At 57.7% G+C, this 18,017-nt stretch carries 20 protein-coding genes; 7 read left to right on the top strand and 13 right to left on the bottom strand.

The window, feature by feature from the left end:
• Positions 1-18 precede the first annotated feature (18 nt).
• The 3 genes from JAO32_RS11670 to JAO32_RS11660 form a co-directional block, all read right to left on the bottom strand.
• Positions 19-189 (bottom strand): hypothetical protein, encoded by a 171-nt coding sequence (locus tag JAO32_RS11670; RefSeq protein ID WP_334240530.1) that lies wholly within the window; start codon positions 187-189, stop codon positions 19-21.
• Between the two features lie 74 nt (positions 190-263).
• Positions 264-950 (bottom strand): CDP-diacylglycerol--glycerol-3-phosphate 3-phosphatidyltransferase, encoded by a 687-nt coding sequence (pgsA, locus tag JAO32_RS11665; protein ID WP_334240528.1) that lies wholly within the window; start codon positions 948-950, stop codon positions 264-266.
• A gap of 159 nt (positions 951-1,109) precedes the next feature.
• Positions 1,110-2,405, bottom strand: a complete 1,296-nt coding sequence (locus JAO32_RS11660; RefSeq protein WP_334240527.1) for a Glu/Leu/Phe/Val family dehydrogenase — start codon at positions 2,403-2,405, stop codon at positions 1,110-1,112.
• A 233-nt stretch (positions 2,406-2,638) separates the two neighbouring features.
• On the opposite strand from JAO32_RS11660, the gene JAO32_RS11655 reads away from it, so the two are divergent.
• The 3 genes from JAO32_RS11655 to JAO32_RS11645 all read left to right on the top strand — a co-directional run bounded on the left by JAO32_RS11655 (position 2,639) and on the right by JAO32_RS11645 (position 5,179).
• Positions 2,639-2,977, top strand: coding sequence for an L-rhamnose mutarotase (locus JAO32_RS11655; protein WP_334240526.1), 339 nt, complete (start codon positions 2,639-2,641; stop codon positions 2,975-2,977).
• Positions 2,974-4,158: a TIM barrel protein gene (locus JAO32_RS11650; protein WP_334240523.1), complete on the top strand. Its 1,185-nt coding sequence runs from the start codon at positions 2,974-2,976 to the stop codon at positions 4,156-4,158. The genes JAO32_RS11655 and JAO32_RS11650 overlap by 4 nt, the downstream gene beginning before the upstream one ends.
• 139 nt (positions 4,159-4,297) lie before the next feature.
• Positions 4,298-5,179 carry a c-type cytochrome domain-containing protein gene (locus tag JAO32_RS11645; protein WP_334240521.1) on the top strand — a complete coding sequence of 294 codons (882 nt, stop codon included), beginning with the start codon at positions 4,298-4,300 and terminating at the stop codon, positions 5,177-5,179.
• 61 nt (positions 5,180-5,240) lie between these two features.
• Here JAO32_RS11645 and JAO32_RS11640 read toward each other — a convergent pair whose 3' ends face one another.
• Positions 5,241-5,456: a hypothetical protein gene (locus JAO32_RS11640; RefSeq protein ID WP_334240519.1), complete on the bottom strand. Its 216-nt coding sequence runs from the start codon at positions 5,454-5,456 to the stop codon at positions 5,241-5,243.
• Positions 5,457-5,561: 105 nt separating this feature from the next.
• Between JAO32_RS11640 and JAO32_RS11635 the strand changes: the two genes are divergently transcribed.
• Genes JAO32_RS11635 through JAO32_RS11625 form a run of 3 tightly spaced genes read left to right on the top strand, consistent with a single transcriptional unit; the run spans position 5,562 to position 8,059 of the window.
• Positions 5,562-6,707: a dipeptidase gene (locus JAO32_RS11635; protein WP_334240517.1), complete on the top strand. Its 1,146-nt coding sequence runs from the start codon at positions 5,562-5,564 to the stop codon at positions 6,705-6,707.
• Between the two features lie 34 nt (positions 6,708-6,741).
• Positions 6,742-7,500, top strand: coding sequence for a peptidylprolyl isomerase (locus JAO32_RS11630; protein WP_334240516.1), 759 nt, complete (start codon positions 6,742-6,744; stop codon positions 7,498-7,500).
• Positions 7,501-7,537: 37 nt separating this feature from the next.
• Positions 7,538-8,059 carry a peptidylprolyl isomerase gene (locus JAO32_RS11625; RefSeq protein ID WP_334240514.1) on the top strand — a complete coding sequence of 174 codons (522 nt, stop codon included), beginning with the start codon at positions 7,538-7,540 and terminating at the stop codon, positions 8,057-8,059.
• 88 nt (positions 8,060-8,147) lie between these two features.
• Here the strand turns inward: JAO32_RS11625 and JAO32_RS11620 are convergent, their stop codons facing one another.
• The 9 genes from JAO32_RS11620 to JAO32_RS11580 all read right to left on the bottom strand — a co-directional run bounded on the left by JAO32_RS11620 (position 8,148) and on the right by JAO32_RS11580 (position 17,254).
• On the bottom strand, positions 8,148-9,044 hold the full coding sequence (locus tag JAO32_RS11620) for an alpha/beta fold hydrolase (protein WP_334240512.1): 897 nt from the start codon (positions 9,042-9,044) through the stop codon (positions 8,148-8,150).
• Between the two features lie 106 nt (positions 9,045-9,150).
• Entirely contained in the window at positions 9,151-10,125 is a 975-nt protein-coding gene (locus JAO32_RS11615; protein WP_334240510.1) for a zinc-dependent alcohol dehydrogenase family protein, read from the bottom strand.
• Between the two features lie 101 nt (positions 10,126-10,226).
• A complete protein-coding gene (locus JAO32_RS11610; protein ID WP_334240508.1) occupies positions 10,227-10,958 on the bottom strand; it encodes an SDR family oxidoreductase in 732 nt (243 codons plus the stop codon).
• Positions 10,959-10,988: 30 nt separating this feature from the next.
• On the bottom strand, positions 10,989-11,426 hold the full coding sequence (locus JAO32_RS11605; protein WP_334240506.1) for a VOC family protein: 438 nt from the start codon (positions 11,424-11,426) through the stop codon (positions 10,989-10,991).
• A 49-nt stretch (positions 11,427-11,475) separates the two neighbouring features.
• Positions 11,476-12,969 (bottom strand): malate dehydrogenase (quinone), encoded by a 1,494-nt coding sequence (mqo, locus tag JAO32_RS11600; RefSeq protein ID WP_334240504.1) that lies wholly within the window; start codon positions 12,967-12,969, stop codon positions 11,476-11,478.
• A gap of 89 nt (positions 12,970-13,058) precedes the next feature.
• Positions 13,059-14,222 carry a threonine synthase gene (locus JAO32_RS11595; protein ID WP_334240502.1) on the bottom strand — a complete coding sequence of 388 codons (1,164 nt, stop codon included), beginning with the start codon at positions 14,220-14,222 and terminating at the stop codon, positions 13,059-13,061.
• A gap of 20 nt (positions 14,223-14,242) precedes the next feature.
• Positions 14,243-14,794 (bottom strand): DNA-3-methyladenine glycosylase I, encoded by a 552-nt coding sequence (locus tag JAO32_RS11590; protein WP_334240500.1) that lies wholly within the window; start codon positions 14,792-14,794, stop codon positions 14,243-14,245.
• Entirely contained in the window at positions 14,791-16,065 is a 1,275-nt protein-coding gene (locus JAO32_RS11585) for an MFS transporter (RefSeq protein WP_334240498.1), read from the bottom strand. The genes JAO32_RS11590 and JAO32_RS11585 overlap by 4 nt, the downstream gene beginning before the upstream one ends.
• Before the next feature lie 34 nt (positions 16,066-16,099).
• Complete coding sequence (locus JAO32_RS11580) at positions 16,100-17,254, bottom strand: cystathionine beta-lyase (RefSeq protein ID WP_334240495.1); 1,155 nt, start codon at positions 17,252-17,254, stop codon at positions 16,100-16,102.
• Positions 17,255-17,316: 62 nt separating this feature from the next.
• Between JAO32_RS11580 and JAO32_RS11575 the strand changes: the two genes are divergently transcribed.
• Positions 17,317-18,006 (top strand): flavin reductase family protein, encoded by a 690-nt coding sequence (locus tag JAO32_RS11575; RefSeq protein WP_334240493.1) that lies wholly within the window; start codon positions 17,317-17,319, stop codon positions 18,004-18,006.
• The last annotated feature ends 11 nt before the right edge of the window (positions 18,007-18,017 follow it).

Genomic DNA, 18,017 nt, shown 5'->3' with positions numbered 1-18,017 from the left:
CTTTCTTATTTGCGATGTTTATTTCTCAAGCACAGTCAGACGATCTACGGTCAGCTCACGGATATGCAGCAAATCAATCCGCGCCTCGAGAATCCGTACGCGACGAATAGCCAATACCCCAATCGCAACGGCACCAATCGCGACTGCACCTGTTGCCAGCGCACTGATTGCAAGAGCACCAGTGGCCATAGATCCCATAGCGAGCGCACCGCAGGCCTCTCTTTTCCTCAAAGCCATACCGCCCCCCTTTTGATCTGAACTGACTAAGCGTTACCGGTGGTCGGCCCTACTGCCGCCACAGTCTTCTTCCGGCTCATCAAACGGCTGCGTTTCTTACGCGAAACCTGACTCGCATGATCCAGCTTGCTCCAGAAGGCAACGAAGTAATCCACGGCGCTGAGGATCGATACAAACGTCATCCAGTAGATGGCCGTCACTGCAATGACATGCACCGGGACGAAGAACCAACCTGTGTCATTCCGCCACCCCGGTCCAACCCACCATGCATTCCATCCGCGATCCAGAATCGCAGCAACAACGGAAACGATTTGCAGCACCGTCTTCAGCTTGCCAACTTCGCTGGCGTCAATGGTGAACCCTTCGTTCGCCGCAATGGAACGAAGACCGCTGACCAGGAACTCACGACCGATAACCAACACTGCAATCCACGGCTTCACAATGTGCGGATTAAAACTGACCAGGCAGACATACCCGGCCGTCACCAACATCTTGTCTGCCAGCGGATCCAACAACATGCCAATGGTGGTGATCTGTCCGCGTTTGCGCGCCAGGTAGCCATCCAGCCCATCCGTAATAGCCGCCAGAATGAACAGCAGCGACGCAGCCACTTCCTGCGCATGCCCCGTTATCGGTGAGCTTGCGGAAAGTAACCAGATAAGCAGCGGAAGGCAGGCTATCCGGCTCATCGTAATGGAATTGGGCAGATTCAAACGGACTGTACCTGGCCGCAATCAGGCGTCATGCCTGCGTGCGACGTCACCATGATTCTTGCACAGGAAGGTAAGAAAGGCAGAACGCAATGTGCGCCATGTCTACGATGGCTCAATGCGGCCATAGCCAAGACCATTGTGCCCATTGCGTTCCGCTTCTTAGGCGTAGATACCGCGTTGCTTCGTCGTATATGCCACACGATCAATCGCCAGCATGTACGCCGCAATGCGGTTGTTCACACCGTGTGCCTCCGCATAACGAATCACGTCATGGAAGCTTTGAGTCATCAGGCGATCCAGCCGATCGTTCACCTCATCCTCGGTCCAGAAATAGCCCATGCGATCCTGCACCCATTCGAAGTAGCTGGCCGTCACGCCACCGGCGTTCGCCAGGATATCCGGCACCACGAACACACCATTCTTCTCCAGGATGTCGTCTGCTGCTGGAGTTGTAGGGCCGTTCGCTCCTTCTACTAGAATCCGCGCTTTCACTGCCCCGGCATTGCGGCTGGTGATCACATTCTCATGCGCTGCCGGAATCAAAATTTCGCACTGAGTGGTCAATAGCTCTTCGCTATTTGCTTCGGTTGCACCGCTGAAATTGCGGATTGAGCCGGTCTTCTTACGATGTTCCACCAACGCGGGGATGTTGATTCCGTCGCCGTTGTACAAACCGCCGTCCCACTCCGCAATGCCGATCACCTTGTAGCCTTTTTCACGCAGCAGCAACGCGGCATTCGATCCCACATTACCGAATCCCTGCACCACCACGCGGCAATCCGCAGGCTTCATGCCCAGGTATTGCAGTGCCTGATCGCAAGCCACGGAAACACCACGGCCCGTTGCCGCCGAACGTCCACGCGAACCGCCAATATTGATGGGCTTGCCCGTCACCACGCTGGTCACGGTCTGCCGCATGTGCATGGAGTACGTGTCCATGATCCATGCCATCGTCTGCTCGTTCGTGTTTACATCGGGCGCAGGAACGTCCTTTTCCGGGCCAAATACATCGATCATCTCCGCCGTGTAACGCCGCGTTAACCGCTCCAGTTCGCCTTGGCTCATCTTCTTCGGATCGCAGATGACGCCGCCCTTAGCGCCCCCAAACGGAATATTCACCACGGCGCACTTCCAGGTCATCCAGCTTGCCAGCGCGCGCACCTCGTCCAGCGACACATCCGGCGCATACCGAATACCGCCCTTTGCGGGACCACGTGCCATGGAATGTTGCACTCGATAGCCGGTAAAGACCTCAATGCGGCCATCGTCCATCATCACCGGAAAATGCACAATGATCTCGCGATTGGGCTGGCTCAATACCTTCCAGATCCCTGCGTCCAGATCCAGTTTTTTCGCCGCAAAATCAAAGCGGGCGGCCTGAGCCTCCCACGGGTTCATTTCCTTTTCCAAAGCTGCTTCTGCAGCAGCGCGTTCCAGATCCACTGTTACTGCCATACTTCTACGCCTTCTTTCCTTCGTCTCCTCCGGTCACGCAGGGCCGCAAAAGACCACTTCCTTTGGACGCCTCAAAACCTGCCACAGGTGCATGCTCAATCCACGACATGCGGCCTTACAGCGGCCAAACCGGCGAAGTATAAGCACCCTGCCAAACAATGAGCAAGACTGACCAAACGCTGTGTATCGTATCGGCTAACAGCGTTTAATCTTCTTGCGGAGGAATTTTGCACGTGCCACGGTACGCCTATCAGCTCCGCATCCGCGAAGGCTGCGAAGACGAATACGATCGCCGCCATGTGGCCGTGTGGCCGGAGTTGCTGAAAGACCTGGCTGATGCAGGTGTGCGCGAATACTCCATCTTCCGCCGCGGCCAGCAACTCTTCCTCTATCTGCACGTGGACAACTTCGATGCCTTCCTTGCGCGTATGGCGACCAGCGAAGCCAACACACGTTGGCAGACCATGATGGCCGACATCTTTGAACCCGTACCCGATCTTGCACCCGGCGAACGCTTTGCCATGATGCCGGAAGTCTTCTACATGCCTGGACACCCTGAAGGAACCGAATGAACGACGCACAGCAGAAAGTTTTTGCCGCACTCGACAACTTCCGCATCGAGCTTCCATCCTGGGGATTTGCCAACACCGGCACACGCTTCGGCAAGTTCATCCAACCTGGCGCCGCCACCACGATCGCGGAAAAGTTTGCAGATGCAGGCATGGTGAACAAGATCACCGGCGTCGCTCCCACCGTGGCACTGCATGTTCTGTGGGATCTGCCCAAAGGAGAAGGTTCCGTCAGCGAGATTCGTCAGCTTGAACAACAGCACGGCATCCGCTCCGGCTCCATCAATCCAAATCTGTTTCAGGATCAGTCGTACAAATTCGGCTCGCTCTGCAACCCGAATCCAGCCATTCGCAAACAAGCGACCGATCACATGATCGAGAGCGTGCAGATTGCAAAAGCACTCGGTTCGCGGGACATTTCGCTATGGCTCTCCGATGGTGCGAATTATCCCGGCACGCAGAGCATTCAACGCCGCATCGGCTGGCTTACCGAAGCGCTCGCCGCAACGCATGCTGAACTTGCGCCGAATCAGCGCCTGCTCGTTGAATACAAGCCTTTCGAACCGGCCTTTTACTTCACGGACCTCGCCGACTGGGGCATGGCTTGCACCATGGCGAAACAGGCTGGCCCGCAAGCCGTAGTGCTTGTCGATACGGGACATCATGCGCTCGGCACCAACATTGAACAGATCGTGGCGTGGCTCTTGCATCTTGGCGCGCTCGGCGGCTTCCACTTCAACGACCGCAAGTTCGCGGATGACGACCTGACACTCGGCTCGATTGACCCGTACCAGGTCTTCCGCATCTTCCATGAGATTCATGCCCATACTGCCAGCGGTGGCAGCAGCGACATTGCTTACATGATCGACCAGAGCCACAATCTCAAAGGCAAGATGGAGGCCATGGTGCAGACCGTCGCCACGGCGCAGGAGCTCTATGCTCGCGCTGCCCTCATCGATCAGGCCAAACTCTCAGAACTGCAGGATGCCTGCGCGCTGGTCGAAGCCGAAGAACTCTTCCGCAACGCTTTCTTCACCGACGTTCGTCCGTTGGTACAGGCGTGGCGCGCATCCAAGGGCCTGCCAGTCGATCCGCTCGCCGCATTGAAGGAAAGTGGCTACGTGGAAACGATCAGCCGCGAGCGTGCGGCAAAGAACGCCAGCAGCGGCGGTTCATATGCCTGAGCCATCGCGTTAAAACCAAGGGTTCGGTGAATCGTCATCCTGAGCGAAACGAAGTGAGGTCGAAGGATCTTCTTCGTCTCGTGCCACGACGACACACCGGGAAGCCGGGAACTATCACTTCCGCTAAGCTCAAAGCAGGATGCAGACGCAGGAAGAACAGCTTTACACCACCAATAGACCTCACCCCAAGATATGGATCGCCAGCACAGCGGCTATCCTCTTGCTGCTTTCGCTGCCATCCATCCTGCCGCCAGACGGGCAGACACACACCGGTCAGTTCCTGGGCCGTTTCCACGTAGGCCTGATTCATCTGCCCATCGGTCTGCTGTTTCTGGTGCCAGTCTTCGATCTCGTTGCGAAGAAGCGTCCTGCGCTGCAACAGGCAGCATCCATCACACTCACTATCGCAGCCATCACAGGCTTTTTCTCTGCGCTACTTGGCATCATTCTGGCGCATGCCGGAGCCTTTCCCGCAGATCAGGTGCGCACGCATCTGTGGACAGGCATCGTCCTCGCCATTGCAGCTATCGCCATCTCCCTGCTGCGCACGTTCCTACCCCTGCGAGCATCGCTCACCATCCCGCTTGCTTTGCTGACACTCTGGACTGCTCATACTGGCGGCAAGATCGTCTACGGTGACGACTGGCTTACCGAGTTCGCCCCTCACCTCGCACCGTCGCGCAGCTATCCCGCCGTCGACCCCGAGGGGGTCTACGCGAAACAGGTGCAGCCCATACTGAACGCCAACTGCGTAAAGTGCCACGGCACTCAGGAGCGCAAAGGCAATCTACGTCTGGATAGTTACGCACACCTGATGGACGGCGGCGCCAGCGGCGACATTGTGGGTGCCGGGCACCCCGAACGCAGCATCCTGCTGCACCGCATCACCTTGCCATCGAACGATCCGAAGTTGATGCCGAAGAAAGGCGAACCGCTTACTCCGGAGGAGATCGAAACTCTCCGCTTGTGGATCACTGCGGGAGCTTCGCCATCAGCCACTCCAACCTCGACACAGCCATGAAGCACGAACGGCCCCGCGACGGGGGATCGCGGAGCCGCTGTCTTCGTGTCCTGGGGAAGGGTTACTTGGTAAAGATGTCTCCATCCTCATGTGCCTGGCGATTCATTGCACGGCGTGCGGAGTCTTCCGCTGCCCGGTCAATGCCCTTCTGGTGTCCACTCTCGGCGCGTTCCAGTGAATTCACGCCTGGGCGTGCTGGGGTGTCCGGCGTATTCACCTTTTCCTTTGCTACTCCCTCGCCCTCACCTGCAAATCCATTTCCGGTCAAACCGCTCATTGTCTGTCACCTCGCCCAACATAGACGCGAAGATCATGGCAGGGTTTGCCACGCCATTCCACGGCATACCCGCAACCCGAAGAAAGCATTGGCAATCGAGCTAACATGAAACAGATGAGAAACTTCCTCGCAGAAGCGAAAGCACTCCATGACAGCAACATCGTGCTGGACGGCCACGCCGATACGCCTCAACGCTTTGTCGATGAAGATTGGAACTGGTCGGGCTCGCCTCTGGGCATCGGCCAACTCTCCGCAGAGACAGCCGCCGCAGGACATCTCCACGGGGGCTTTCTCATTGCCTGGCCGGAACCGGATGCATGGGAAGGAAAGTTCGCGGAACGAACCCGCAGCCTCATCGCTGGCATTCATCAACAGGCCGCAAAGCAGCCGGAAGCCATCACCATCTGTACCAATGCAAACGAAGTGCGTAGCGCCAAACGCAACGGCCAATACGCTGCGCTGATCGGCATCGAAGGCGGTCACGCCATAGAAAACAGCCTCGAAGACCTCCGTGAGTTCTATACCAGCGGCGTGCGTTACATGACGCTCACCTGGGCCAACGCCAACGACTGGTGCGGTTCCAGCGGCTATGGTGGTGACGGCGGCCTGACGGCCTTCGGTCGCGAGGTGGTGCGCGAGATGAACCGCCTTGGCATGCTCGTGGACATTTCTCACGTCAGCGACGCCGCCTTTCACGACGTTCTGGAAACATCGTGGGTGCCTGTCATCGCTTCGCATTCATCGTCACGCCACATCTGCCACGCAGCCCGCAACCTCTCCAACGACATGGCCCGGAAACTTGCCGCAAAAGGTGGCATCGTCATGGTGAACTTCTTCGCAGGCTTCCTTAGCGACGCGTGGCGGGAAGCCTGGAACGCGATGAAGCCGGAGAGAAATGCAGCGCTCGAAAAGGCCCGCGAAGACTTTCGTGCACAAGGCAAGCCATTCCTGTTCTTCGACGAACTCGCTATTGAGCGCGCCTTCGCTCGCCGCATTCCACCGGTTCCCTTCTCCGTCCTCGTCGAACACTTTGACCATCTGCTACGCCTCGTCGGCCCGCAGCATGTCGGCATTGGATCTGACTTCGATGGCATCGCCCTCTCCGTAGAAGGCATGGAAACCGCCGCGGACTTACCAAAGCTGACCGCCGCACTTCTGGAACGCGGATGGCTTGCTGACGACCTTCGCGGCATGCTCGGTGAAAACCTCTTGCGTGTGTTGCAACAGGCCGAGGAGTTCGCCGCCGCGTGACCGCTTCCGCCGCGCGGCGTATTCTGGAAGTGGCATGATGTTCCGACTTGCGCCCCTATCTCTCTTCGCGATTCTCGCCGCTGCTCCGGTAGCGGCACTGGCACAGGCAGGGTCCACTGCACCGCCTGCCCAGCAGCAGAATCCTCCGGCAAAGCCCGCGGACGACCTGCCGGATTCACCCGGAGCCGCAGAAGGCCTCGGAGTTCCGCCCGCACCCAACGGCCCCACCGCTGTCATTGACACCACGATGGGTCGCCTGACCTGCCAGTTCTTCCAGAACGAGTCCCCCAAGACCGTGGAGAACTTCATCGGCCTGGCCACCGGCACCAAGGACTTCGTCGATCCCACGACCGGCCAGAAGATGCACGGTGTGCCCTTCTACGACGGCACCACCTTTCATCGCGTGATTGCCAATTTCATGATCCAGGGCGGCGACCGCGCAGGAACCGGCGCTGGCGATGCTGGCTATTACATTGGCGAAGAGCGCTCGCCCGGTCTGCGTTTTGACCGGGAGGGCCGCCTGGCTATGGCCAACGCTGGCCCCGGCACAGGCAGCACGCAATTCTTCATCACAGAAGCGCCAGTTCCCGAACTGAATGGCAAACACACCATCTTCGGCCAGTGTGATCCCCATTCCGTGGTCGTCGTGCAGTCCATCGCCCGAGTAGAAAAGAACTCGCAGGATAAGCCTGTTACCCCTGTGGTGATTAAGCACGTCACGATTGTTCCGGAGGGTGGCACCATTCCTCCGGATCCCATGGCGACCCAACCTGCCGCACCCGCAGCGCAGTAAGCATCCAACGTCTTGCAGCAATAGAAAGGAAACATCCATGGCAGATCGCACACCCGGTACCTACGCCGTCTTCAACACCAGCGAAGGCACCATCGTCACGCGCCTCTTTGAGAAGGATGCGCCGGAGACCGTCGCCAACTTCATCGGCCTGGCCGAGGGCACCAAGAAGTGGGAGAGCCGCAGCAAGAAGGGCGACAAGCTCTATGACGGCACCATCTTCCACCGCGTGATCCCTGAGTTCATGATCCAGGGCGGCGACCCGGAAGGCACCGGCATGGGCGGCCCCGGTTACCGCTTCGCAGACGAGACCAAGGGCTCGCCGCACGGCTTCCAGGAGACCGGCAAGCTGGCCATGGCAAATGCAGGCCCCAACACCAACGGCTCGCAGTTCTTCATTACCGTTGCACCAACCACCTGGCTCACCGGCCGCCACACCATCTTCGGCGAAGTCGTGGAAGGCTACGACATCGTGGAGAAGATCAGCAAGGTAGCCCGCGACGGCATGGACCGCCCCAAGAAGCCCGTCGTTCTCGAGTCGGTTGTCATCGAGCGCGTCTGAACGCATTCACAACGAGCAAGAGAAACGGCCCGCTTCGGCGGGCCGTTTCCTGTAACGATCTTTGTTTGTCACACCTGCTTATCGTTCCCTATACATGACTCGCCTTACCCACGTGTTCCCCCAGAAACTCACGCATCGCCACCGCGATCTCCTGCAAGTGAGTCTCAAGCGCAAAGTGTCCTGTTGGAAGGAATGTAACCGTGGCATTCGGAATGTCTTTCTTGAACGCCTCTGCTCCAGCAGGGATAAAGTATGGGTCGAACTTACCCCACACCGCGAGCAGCGGAGGCTTCGCAGTGCGAAAGTACTCCTGAAATTTGGGATACAGTTTTACGTTGTTGGCGTAATCAAGGAAAAGATCGAGTTGTATATCGACATTGCCGGGGCGCGCCAATAGAGCGGCATCCAGCGTGTAACCTTCCGGCTTGATCAGGCTTGGGTCTGGAATCCCTACGGAATATTCGTGGCGCATTCCTTCAAGGTTTAAGCCGGTGCGGATTGCGTTCCGATGCTCCAGCGTGGGTTCGCGCCAATAGCGCTGAATAGGCTGCCAGGCGTCGCCCAGGCCTTCTTCGTAAGCATTGCCATTCTGAGACAAGATGGCGGTCACTCGCTCAGGAGCCATCAATGCCAGGCGGAAGCCTGTGGGAGCGCCGTAATCAAAAACGTACATCGCGTAGTGGGTAAGCTTCAGTGCTTGCGTGAACGCGAAGATAGTCTTGGCCAGCGAGTCGAACGTGTACTTATAACCACGATCCGCGGGAACCTCAGTAAAGCCGAAGCCGGGCAGATCTGGAGCTATCACATGATAGCGATCGGCAAGGCGCGGAATAAGCTCTCGATACTGAAACGATGACGTTGGGAATCCGTGGAGTAAGAGAATGACCGGAGCATCGGAAGGGCCTGCTTCGCGGTAGAACACATTTACACCATCGACTTCAACGCGATGGTGAGAGGTCAGCGGAATATTCGGAAGGTCAGTCATAAAGTTTTCCTTCGAAGCGTTGGCTTGCTGATTGAAATTGGACAAGGAGATCTTGCGACGAAAGGCATCGACGCCAACGAAAGCGGATGCCAGGAAACTGCGACGATCAAAGTTCAAGGACTACTTTCCCTTTGCTGCCGTTGGCAACGGCATCGTAAGCACGGGCAATATCGTTCTTTCCAAACTGCTCGTCAGCCAGCAGCGGCTTTAGTTGACCTTGCTCTGCAAGCTCCGCTGCACTCTGCAGAATCTGCCCATGATGAGCTCGTCCAACTCCCGACAACAGCGGCAGCAGAGTGAATACTCCGGAATATGTGGCCGCACGAAAAGACAGGGTAGCCAGCAAATGCGTGCCCCAACCGAGGCAACTGACAACATGCCCCGTATAGCGTTTGACCGCTGCGAAGGAGGCATCCAGCACCGCGCCACCGAGGGTGTCGTAGACGATATCAAAGCCTTCACCACCGGTATGTTCAGCAACATAGTCATCTACCGCCGCATACCTGTCGATTGCGATTGCTCCTAACGCCTCAACAATCGCTCGCTTGTCGGCGGATACAGTCGTGAATACTTTTGCACCGCGTGCAAGGGCAATCTGGATAGCGGCATATCCCACACCGCCGGCACCTGCATGCACCAGAACCGTTTGCCCAGCATGCACAGCGGCGCGATCCACAAGGCCTTCCCACGCAGTAATGGTGACGAGCGGCAACGCGGCAGACTGTCGCATGGTGAGTGTATTTGGCTTTCGTGCAAGTAGCGCTCCGTCCGCAAGCACAAACTCTGCCAGTGTTCCCTGCAACCCGCCCACGCCGCCGACCATTCCGAAGACTTCATCTCCCGGACGAAACTCCGTTACATCAGCTCCCACCGCCGCGACCACACCCGCCATGTCCAACCCCAACACGGCCGGAAGCGGCTGCTTTGCATGGCCGCCTGCTCCTGCACGAATTTTGGTGTCGAGTGGGTTCACTCCGCTTGCACATATCTGCACAAGCACCTGATTGCTCGCTGGTTGAGGTGTGGGTACCTCTACAGCACGGAACGGTCCGCCTGCGCTCTCGACGACATATGCAATCATGGCTTTCCTTACGTTGTGCACGCTTATCGTAAGCGTCCACTTAATTGAGGGCCTGGAATGCGGCTAAGCATATCAGCCCTCAGTTAAGGGTGCAGCAGGTATTACCAGGGATACGTTCCATCCTTGTGAAAGAAGCCGCCCGTAGGGCTGTCGTCAGGCTGCTGCGCAAAACGCACGATTGCTTCTGCGCCTTCTTCAATGGTCTGCGTGCCGGTGTTGTTGTTGATGTCCGTTGCGGTAAAGCCGGGGCAAATGGAATTTACTTTGATCCTGGTATCGCGCAGCTCCCAGGCAAGATCCACAGTGAACATATTCAGCGCGGCCTTTGAGGCGTTGTACCCAAGCGGTTTCACAGGATAGAAGGGCGAGGTGGGGTCGCTGTTGAGTCCGAGAGAACCCAGCCCACTTGAAACATTGATAATGCGCGCGCTTTCGGCGGCACGAAGCAATGGCAGTAGCGGCTGCGTGAACTCAACCGTACCGAAGAAGTTGATCTCGAAAGTGCGTTTCACGGCATCGATCTTGGCCGTGCTTGCCGGGCTATCGCCGCCCGTCAGATCGAAGATGCCCGCGTTGTTGATGAGTACATCGAGATGGCCAAACTCCTTCTTAATCTGACCTGCCAGCGCTGTCGCTGTCTCCGAAGCACGATCCAGATCGGCCACAACATAGCGAACATCAGCGCCTTCGCTGCGAAGCTTCGCCGCTGCTTCCTCACCACGCGCAGCATCGCGAGCACCCAGCAGAACGGTAAATCCGGCGTGCCCCAACTGCCGAGCTACCTCAAAACCAATGCCCTTATTCGCACCTGTAATCAGAACAACCTTCGACATGCCTGTCTCCTTATGCTTCGTGAGCAGGAGTTAGACGCGGCGGACGAAGTGGGGATTCGGCTTTCTTAGGACATCGTCAGAAGCGCGGAGAAGCGGCTTACCAATCTCCCACCGATGACCAAACGGATCCATCAGCGAACCATCGCGCCATCCGTAGTCGTGGTCTTGCATGGGAGAGCGAACCACCGCGCCGGCCGCCACAGCCTGATGGAATACGACATCCGGGTCTTCCACAATGAGCATCAATCGTACTGCCGTACCGCCAAGTTGTTGCGGCGACGGATTGCCGATCGTCTCATCGGCCGGATGCACCCAGAACTCCGCTCCGTGTGCCAGAAGCTGAGCCACCATGTCATCGGCGTCAGGCGTGCTCCAGCCCGTTGTAGCGTCGAATGCTTTTTTGTAAAAAGCAATGGCGTCGCGAACGTCACCGGCGATGTGCAGCATAGCTGAAAAGCGGGCACTCATATGCGCCTAAGGCTACTCCACCTTGGCGTAGCCGGTAAACGCTGCCTTGCTATCGAAGCTGCAACAACCGGCCCGTCTGCTCCGTAACCTGCGCCAACAACTCCGGCTCCTTCGCCATGGAACGCCCATAACTGGGAATCAGCGATTGCAGCGCTGTCGGTGTGCGAGCCTCTTGTGGCACAACGGACGTTCCTCGCGTAATCAGTTCCAGCATGATGGAAACCGCTGTGGAAGCACCCGGCGAGGCCCCCAGCAGCGCCGCCAGCGATCCATCCGCGCTGCGGATCACCTCGGTGCCAAACTCCAGCCGTCCACCAGACTTTGCATCCGGCTTGATGATCTGTACGCGCTGCCCTGCAATCTCCAGAACCCAGTCCTCACCGCGAGCCGTAGGCACAAACTCACGCAGTGCATTCACGCGGTCTTCCTGAGACTGCATCACCTGACCAATCAAATACTTCGTCAGATCGAGGTTGTGCGCGCCCGCACCCAGCATAGAAACGAGGTTGCCGGTACCAACGGACAGCGGCAAATCAAGGAACGAACCAAACTTCAGAAACTTCGTGGTGAATCCGGCAAACGGCCCAAACAACAGCTCCTTCTTGCCATCGATCACACGCGTGTCCAGGTGCGGCACGCTCATCGGCGGCGCGCCCAGCGCAGGCTTGCCGTACACCTTCGCTGCATGACGCTCAATGACATCGCGATTCGTGCAGCGCAGCCACTGCCCGCTGACCGGGAAACCACCATAGCCACGGCCTTCGGGAATCCCCGACTTCTGCAGCAGCGGCAAAGCTCCGCCGCCTGCGCCCAGGAACACAAACCGAGCCGTCACGCGGCTCGTCTTGCCTGTGGCAAGGTCTTCCACTTCGACATACCAGCGTGTATCCGGTAACTGCGTCAGTTCCGTCACACGATGCCGCATGACCACCTGACTCCCCTGCTGCTTCAGGGCGCTAAACAACATGCGCGTCAACGCGCCGAAGTTGAGATCGGTACCAAATTCTGCGCGTGTTGCTGCTACCGGTTCGTTTGATGAACGCTGCTCCATCATCAGTGGAATCCACTGCTTCAATACCGCAGGGTCATCTGAGAACTGCATGCCCTGAAACAGCGAACACTGCTGCATGGCGTTATAACGCTTGCGCAGAAATTCCACCGACTCCGCACCGGAAACAAAGCTCATGTGCGGCACAGGGTTGATGAACTGCTTCGGATCTGAGATCAGACCGCGCTCCACCAGCGCAGCCCAGAACTGCCTTGAATGCTGAAACTGCTCATTGATCTTGATGGCGCGATCAATCGCAATCGAACCATCTTTGCCTTCGGGCGTGTAGTTCAGCTCGCACAACGCCGCATGGCCCGTACCCGCGTTGTTCCATGCGTCAGAACTCTCCACGGCGACGCGATCCAGCGATTCCACCACGGTCAAGTGCAAAGAAGGAACCAGCGTCTTGAGCAGAGTGCCCAGCGTGGCAGACATAATACCGGCGCCCACCAGCAATACATCAGTTTCAGCAGGCAGTAGTGCAGTCTCAGACATGGAAAAAGCCTATCAGCGTGAAAACACGAGCGGCAATGCGATCACCGGACAGATCGTTCGGTGATCGCACACCCAAATGATTGGAAACGTTATAGCTCAGGATTCGCACGCTGCATGACGCTCAGCACATCCGTGTATTTGTTACCCGTACCGGTGTTGAAGATCACCACGCGGTCCGTCTTCTTCAGGAAGCCATTCTCAATCAGGCGGTCGTACGCAGCCGTAGCCGCAGCGCCCTCCGGCGACAACAGAATGCCCTCATTCCGGCCCCAATCCTGAATCGACGCATAGATTTCGTTATCCGTCTGCGAGATCACCGTACCGCCGCTCTCACGCACCACATCCAGAATGATGTAGTCGCCATATGGCTTCGGGACACGCAGACCGCTGGCCAGCGTATGTGCATTCTGGAACATCTCGCTGGCGTCCTTGCCTTCGCGATACGCCTTCGTTACCGGTTCGCATCCCGCAGCCTGGCAGGCAATCATCTTGGGCCGTTTGCCGGATACCCAGCCCAGCTCCTCCATCTCAAGGAACGCCTTCCACATGCCAATCAGGCCAACGCCGCCGCCGGTGGGATAGAACACCGCATCGGGATACTCCCAGCCAAGCTGTTCCACCAACTCATACCCCATGGTCTTCTTGCCTTCCACGCGAAACGGCTCCTTCAGCGTGGACACATCAAACCATCCCTCTTCGTCCTTGCGAGCTGCCACAATCTTGGCGCAATCGCTGATCAGGCCATCCACCAGCGTCATGTGCGCACCATAGGCAATGCACTCCACCTGGTTCGCCAACGGCACATCCTGGGGCATGAACACATGCGCCTCAATGCCCGCGGCCGCAGCGTACGCAGCACATGCGCCGCCAGCATTGCCTGCGCTGGGCACCGCCACCTTCTGCACGCCATAGTGCTTCATCATGGTCATGCAAAGGCTCATGCCACGAGCCTTAAATGTGCCAGTGGGGTTGGCGCCTTCTTCCTTCAACAACACATTGGGATTGCGGCGCGACGCCATCATCGGCGTCCATCCTTCCGCAAGTGTTACCGGCAAAGCATCGGGCAACACCGGAGCATAACGCCACATGCTGTCCGTCTGCGGCAGGCTGTCGCGCACTGCAGCTCCTTTCAACTCGGAAAGGTCATACCGCACATAAAACGTACCGGCACATACGGAGCAAACCGTCCGCGGCACATCCGCACTTTCGCGATGCTTGCAACGCGAACATTCCAGAAAAGCAATCTTTGGCATACCACTTCAGGATAGTCTCTTCAAACCTGTTTGCGACGGAAGCAATGCGCCACATGGTCATTCACAATACCCACGGCCTGCATCCATGCATAGGTGATCGAGGGACCTACGAACTTAAACCCGCGTCGTTTCAGTTCTTTCGAAATCGTGCGCGAAAGCTCGGTCTCTGCGACCACTGTCCCATCGCCGCGCAGCACTTTGCCCTTGGTAAAGCTCCAGCAGAAATCGGCGAAGTCCTCGCCTTTCTTCTGCATATCCAGGTAAATCTGCGCGCCTTTGATCGTTGCTTCAATCTTTGCGCGTGAACGCACGATTCCAGGGTTCGCCAGCAGAATCTCAATCTCGCGCTCGCCGAACTTTGCAACCTTTTTCGGATCGAAGTTGAGAAAGGCCTCGCGGAAGTTCTCGCGCTTGCGCAGGATGATAGTCCACGACAAGCCTGCCTGAAATCCTTCCAGCATCAGGCACTCCCACAACATGCGACTATCGTGCACTGGAACGCCCCACTCTTCATCGTGGTACACAGTCTCCAGCGGATCGCGCTCACTCCATTTGCAACGCTGCTTCGTCATGCCGCCTCTTTCTTCGGTTGCAGAATGCCCAATTCCTCATAGCGCGCACGCATATGCACACGCATTGCACCTGTCTGCGACCAGAACCACGCGCCTGCCAACATCACGCAGACACCGCTAAACACCAGCGTATGCGGCGCGCCTAACCGATGCGCCAAGGCACCCGCCAGCAGGCTCCCAAACGGTGTCATTCCGATGAAGGCCATCGTATAGAAACTCATCACGCGACCGCGCTTATTTTCCGGCGAAAGCGTCTGGATGATCGTATTGCTGCCGCCCATTCCGGTCATAATGCCGAAGCCCATCGCGATCATAGCCAACAGAGACAGGACAACCCAATGCGACATGCCAAACACGACGAGCGCCGCACCAAACAGCGCTCCTCCGAGTTGTACGTGTCGTAGCAGCCCCACGGCATTCTTCCGCGATGCCAACAACACCGCAGCCACCAAAGCTCCAACGGCGTTTGCTGTTGTCAGCACGCCTAACATGCGCGGACCACCATGCAACACCTGCGCGGCAAACAGCGGCAGCAGTGCCATCTGCGACATGCCCATCAGACTTGTAATTGCAAACAGTAGCAGGATGTTTCGTACAGGAATGAAGCGGCTCACATAGCCCCATCCTTCACGCATCTGTTCCGCCATGGCCGGCCGATGGTTGGTACCCGGTACATCCGGCTTAATCCGCATCATCAACAATGAAGCAATCACGGCGAGATACGAAACTCCATCAATGCTGAAGCACCATCCCTCGCCCAGTTTTGCAATCACAATCGCAGCCACCGAAGGCCCCACCAGCCGCGCAACATTCACCATCGACGAGTTCAGTGCAATCGCATTGCTCAGGTCTTCTTTGTCCGGCACCATCTTCGTCACAAACGATTGCCGCGCGGGCATATCGAATGCGTCAATCAATCCCTGAAACGCTGCCAGCGCAAGAATCTCCTGAATGGTGATGACCTTCGTCAGCGTCAACACTGCAAGCGCAAGCGACTGCGCAGCAGCCGCGACCTGTGTCATCAGCAGCAGCTTGCGGCGATCCATGCGATCTACCCACACACCCGCAAACGGCGCCAGCACGAACGTAAGAATCTGCCCGGCAAATCCAACCATGCCCAGCAGGAATGCCGAATGTGTCAACCGATATGTGAGCCACGACAGCGCCAGCCGGGTCATCCATGTGCCCATCAACGACACGCACTGCCCGGATAAGTAAAGCCTGTAGTTGCGATGCCGCAGCGCACGCATAGTGTGCGCAAATCGGCTCATCGGCGGTTGCGGTAACGCTTGTTCTGTCAACGAATCATCCCAACAAGGAAAGCGAGCGCTCCAGGTCTGCGATCAGATCCACGGGCTCTTCCAGTCCGATGTTCAGACGCACAATCCGGCCGTGATGATTCGCGTCGATGCGCGTCAGCGTGGGGTACGCCATGGCAAGGCTGTTCACGCCGCCCCAGCTCCAGCCGATCTTGAACAGGCTCAACCGATCGACGAACGCATTCACCTGCTCCGGCGAATAACGCGGCGAAAACAGCATCGAAAACACACTTGCCGATCCCGTAAAGTCCCTCTTCCACAGCTCATGCCCCGGGCACGAAGGCAGAGCAGGATGCAGCACCACATCAATCTCGCTGCGTTCCGCCAGCCACTTCGCAATCTCCAGCGTGGAGCGTTCCATGCGTTCCAGCCGCACCGCCAGCGTCTGCAAACCACGCAGTGCCAACGAGCATTCATCGGGCGAAACACTCAGCCCCAGCATCCGTCGTGTATTGCCCACACGCTCATAGCCATCTTCCGTCGCGACCGAGACCGAACCCAGCAGCAGATCGCTGTGGCCGCCGATATACTTCGTCAGCGCCTGCACACTCACGTCCACGCCATGTGCAAACGCATCGAACAGCACTCCCGCCGCGTAAGTGTTATCAATCGCCACCACAACACCACGCGCATGCGCTGCAGCAACAATCGCGGGCACATCCTGCACTTCCATCGTGATGGAGCCGGGGCTTTCGCACCAGATCAGTGCTGTGTTCTCACGAATTAACGAGGCAATGCCACCACCAATCGTCGCGTCGTAAAGTTCCGTTTCCACACCATAGCGACCCAGCAGGTTCTTGGCTGCTTCCACATTCGGCCCGTACGCCTGCACGGGAATCAGCACATGATCGCCTGCCTTGGTGAAAGCCAGGTCGACCAACGAAATCGCAGACATTCCGCTGGGAGTCAGAAACGTATGCCGTGCGCCTTCCAGCGCAGCAATGCGGGCTGCCAACTCCATTGCGGTGGGCGTGCCATAAATGCCGTAGGAATAGCCAATTTCACTCTGCCGCCAACCGTCACGGATGCCTCCCATGGAGGGAAACACTACGGTTGATCCGCGATGAGTGGCGGAGGCAAGTGATTCAAAGTTGTCGGGGAGTTCGGGCTTCTCGTGCAGCAAACGGGTACGCCAATCCATACATCAAGCCTATCGAATACCCGGCCACCGCGCAGAAAGTGAATTACACAGCAAGAAACGGAGTGTGGCGACGTATCCCCACCGCGCATGATCGCAACATGCATATCGCCGTGGAACCCTCGATTCTTTACGTCGGAACGCCCGTCGTCCTTATCAGTTCGCGCAATGCCGATGGCTCAAATAATCTGGCGCCCATATCCTCCGCATGGTGGCTGGGATGGAACTGCATGCTGGGCCTTGGCGCCAGAGGTCACACCGCCCAGAACCTGTTGCGTGAGCGGGAATGCGTTCTGAACCTCCCGTCCGACGCCATGGTCCACTATGTGGACCGGCTGGCAAAGCTGACCGGCTCCGATCCAGTACCGCCGCATAAACAAACCATGGGCTACCGGCACCACAAGGATAAGTTCGGCATCAGCGGCCTCACGGCTCAATCCGCCGAAAGTGTCCAGGCTGTCCGCGTGGCGGAGTGCCCTTTGCAAATGGAAGCCGTTCTGGAGCAGGTCCACGATTTCGGCCACCGGCCAGACAAAGCCCCCGGTGCGCTCGCATTCGAGGTCCGCATTGTCCGGATGCACGCAGCCCCATCACTGCTCGTTCCGGGCAAATCCAACCACATTGATCCCGATCGCTGGCGTCCTCTCATGATGAGTTTCTGCCGCTTTTACGGCCTCTCCGGCGAACTGTCCCACTCCACGCTGGCCAGCATTCCAGAAGAAGCCTACCGGCCAGCCCCACACATGAAACGATAGAAAGGAAGACG

The organism is Terriglobus sp. ADX1, assembly GCF_036877645.1.
Classification (GTDB): Bacteria; Acidobacteriota; Terriglobia; order Terriglobales; family Acidobacteriaceae; genus Terriglobus.
The sequence above is the reverse complement of the archived record's forward strand: the minus strand, read 5'-3'. Positions and strand labels throughout refer to the sequence as shown.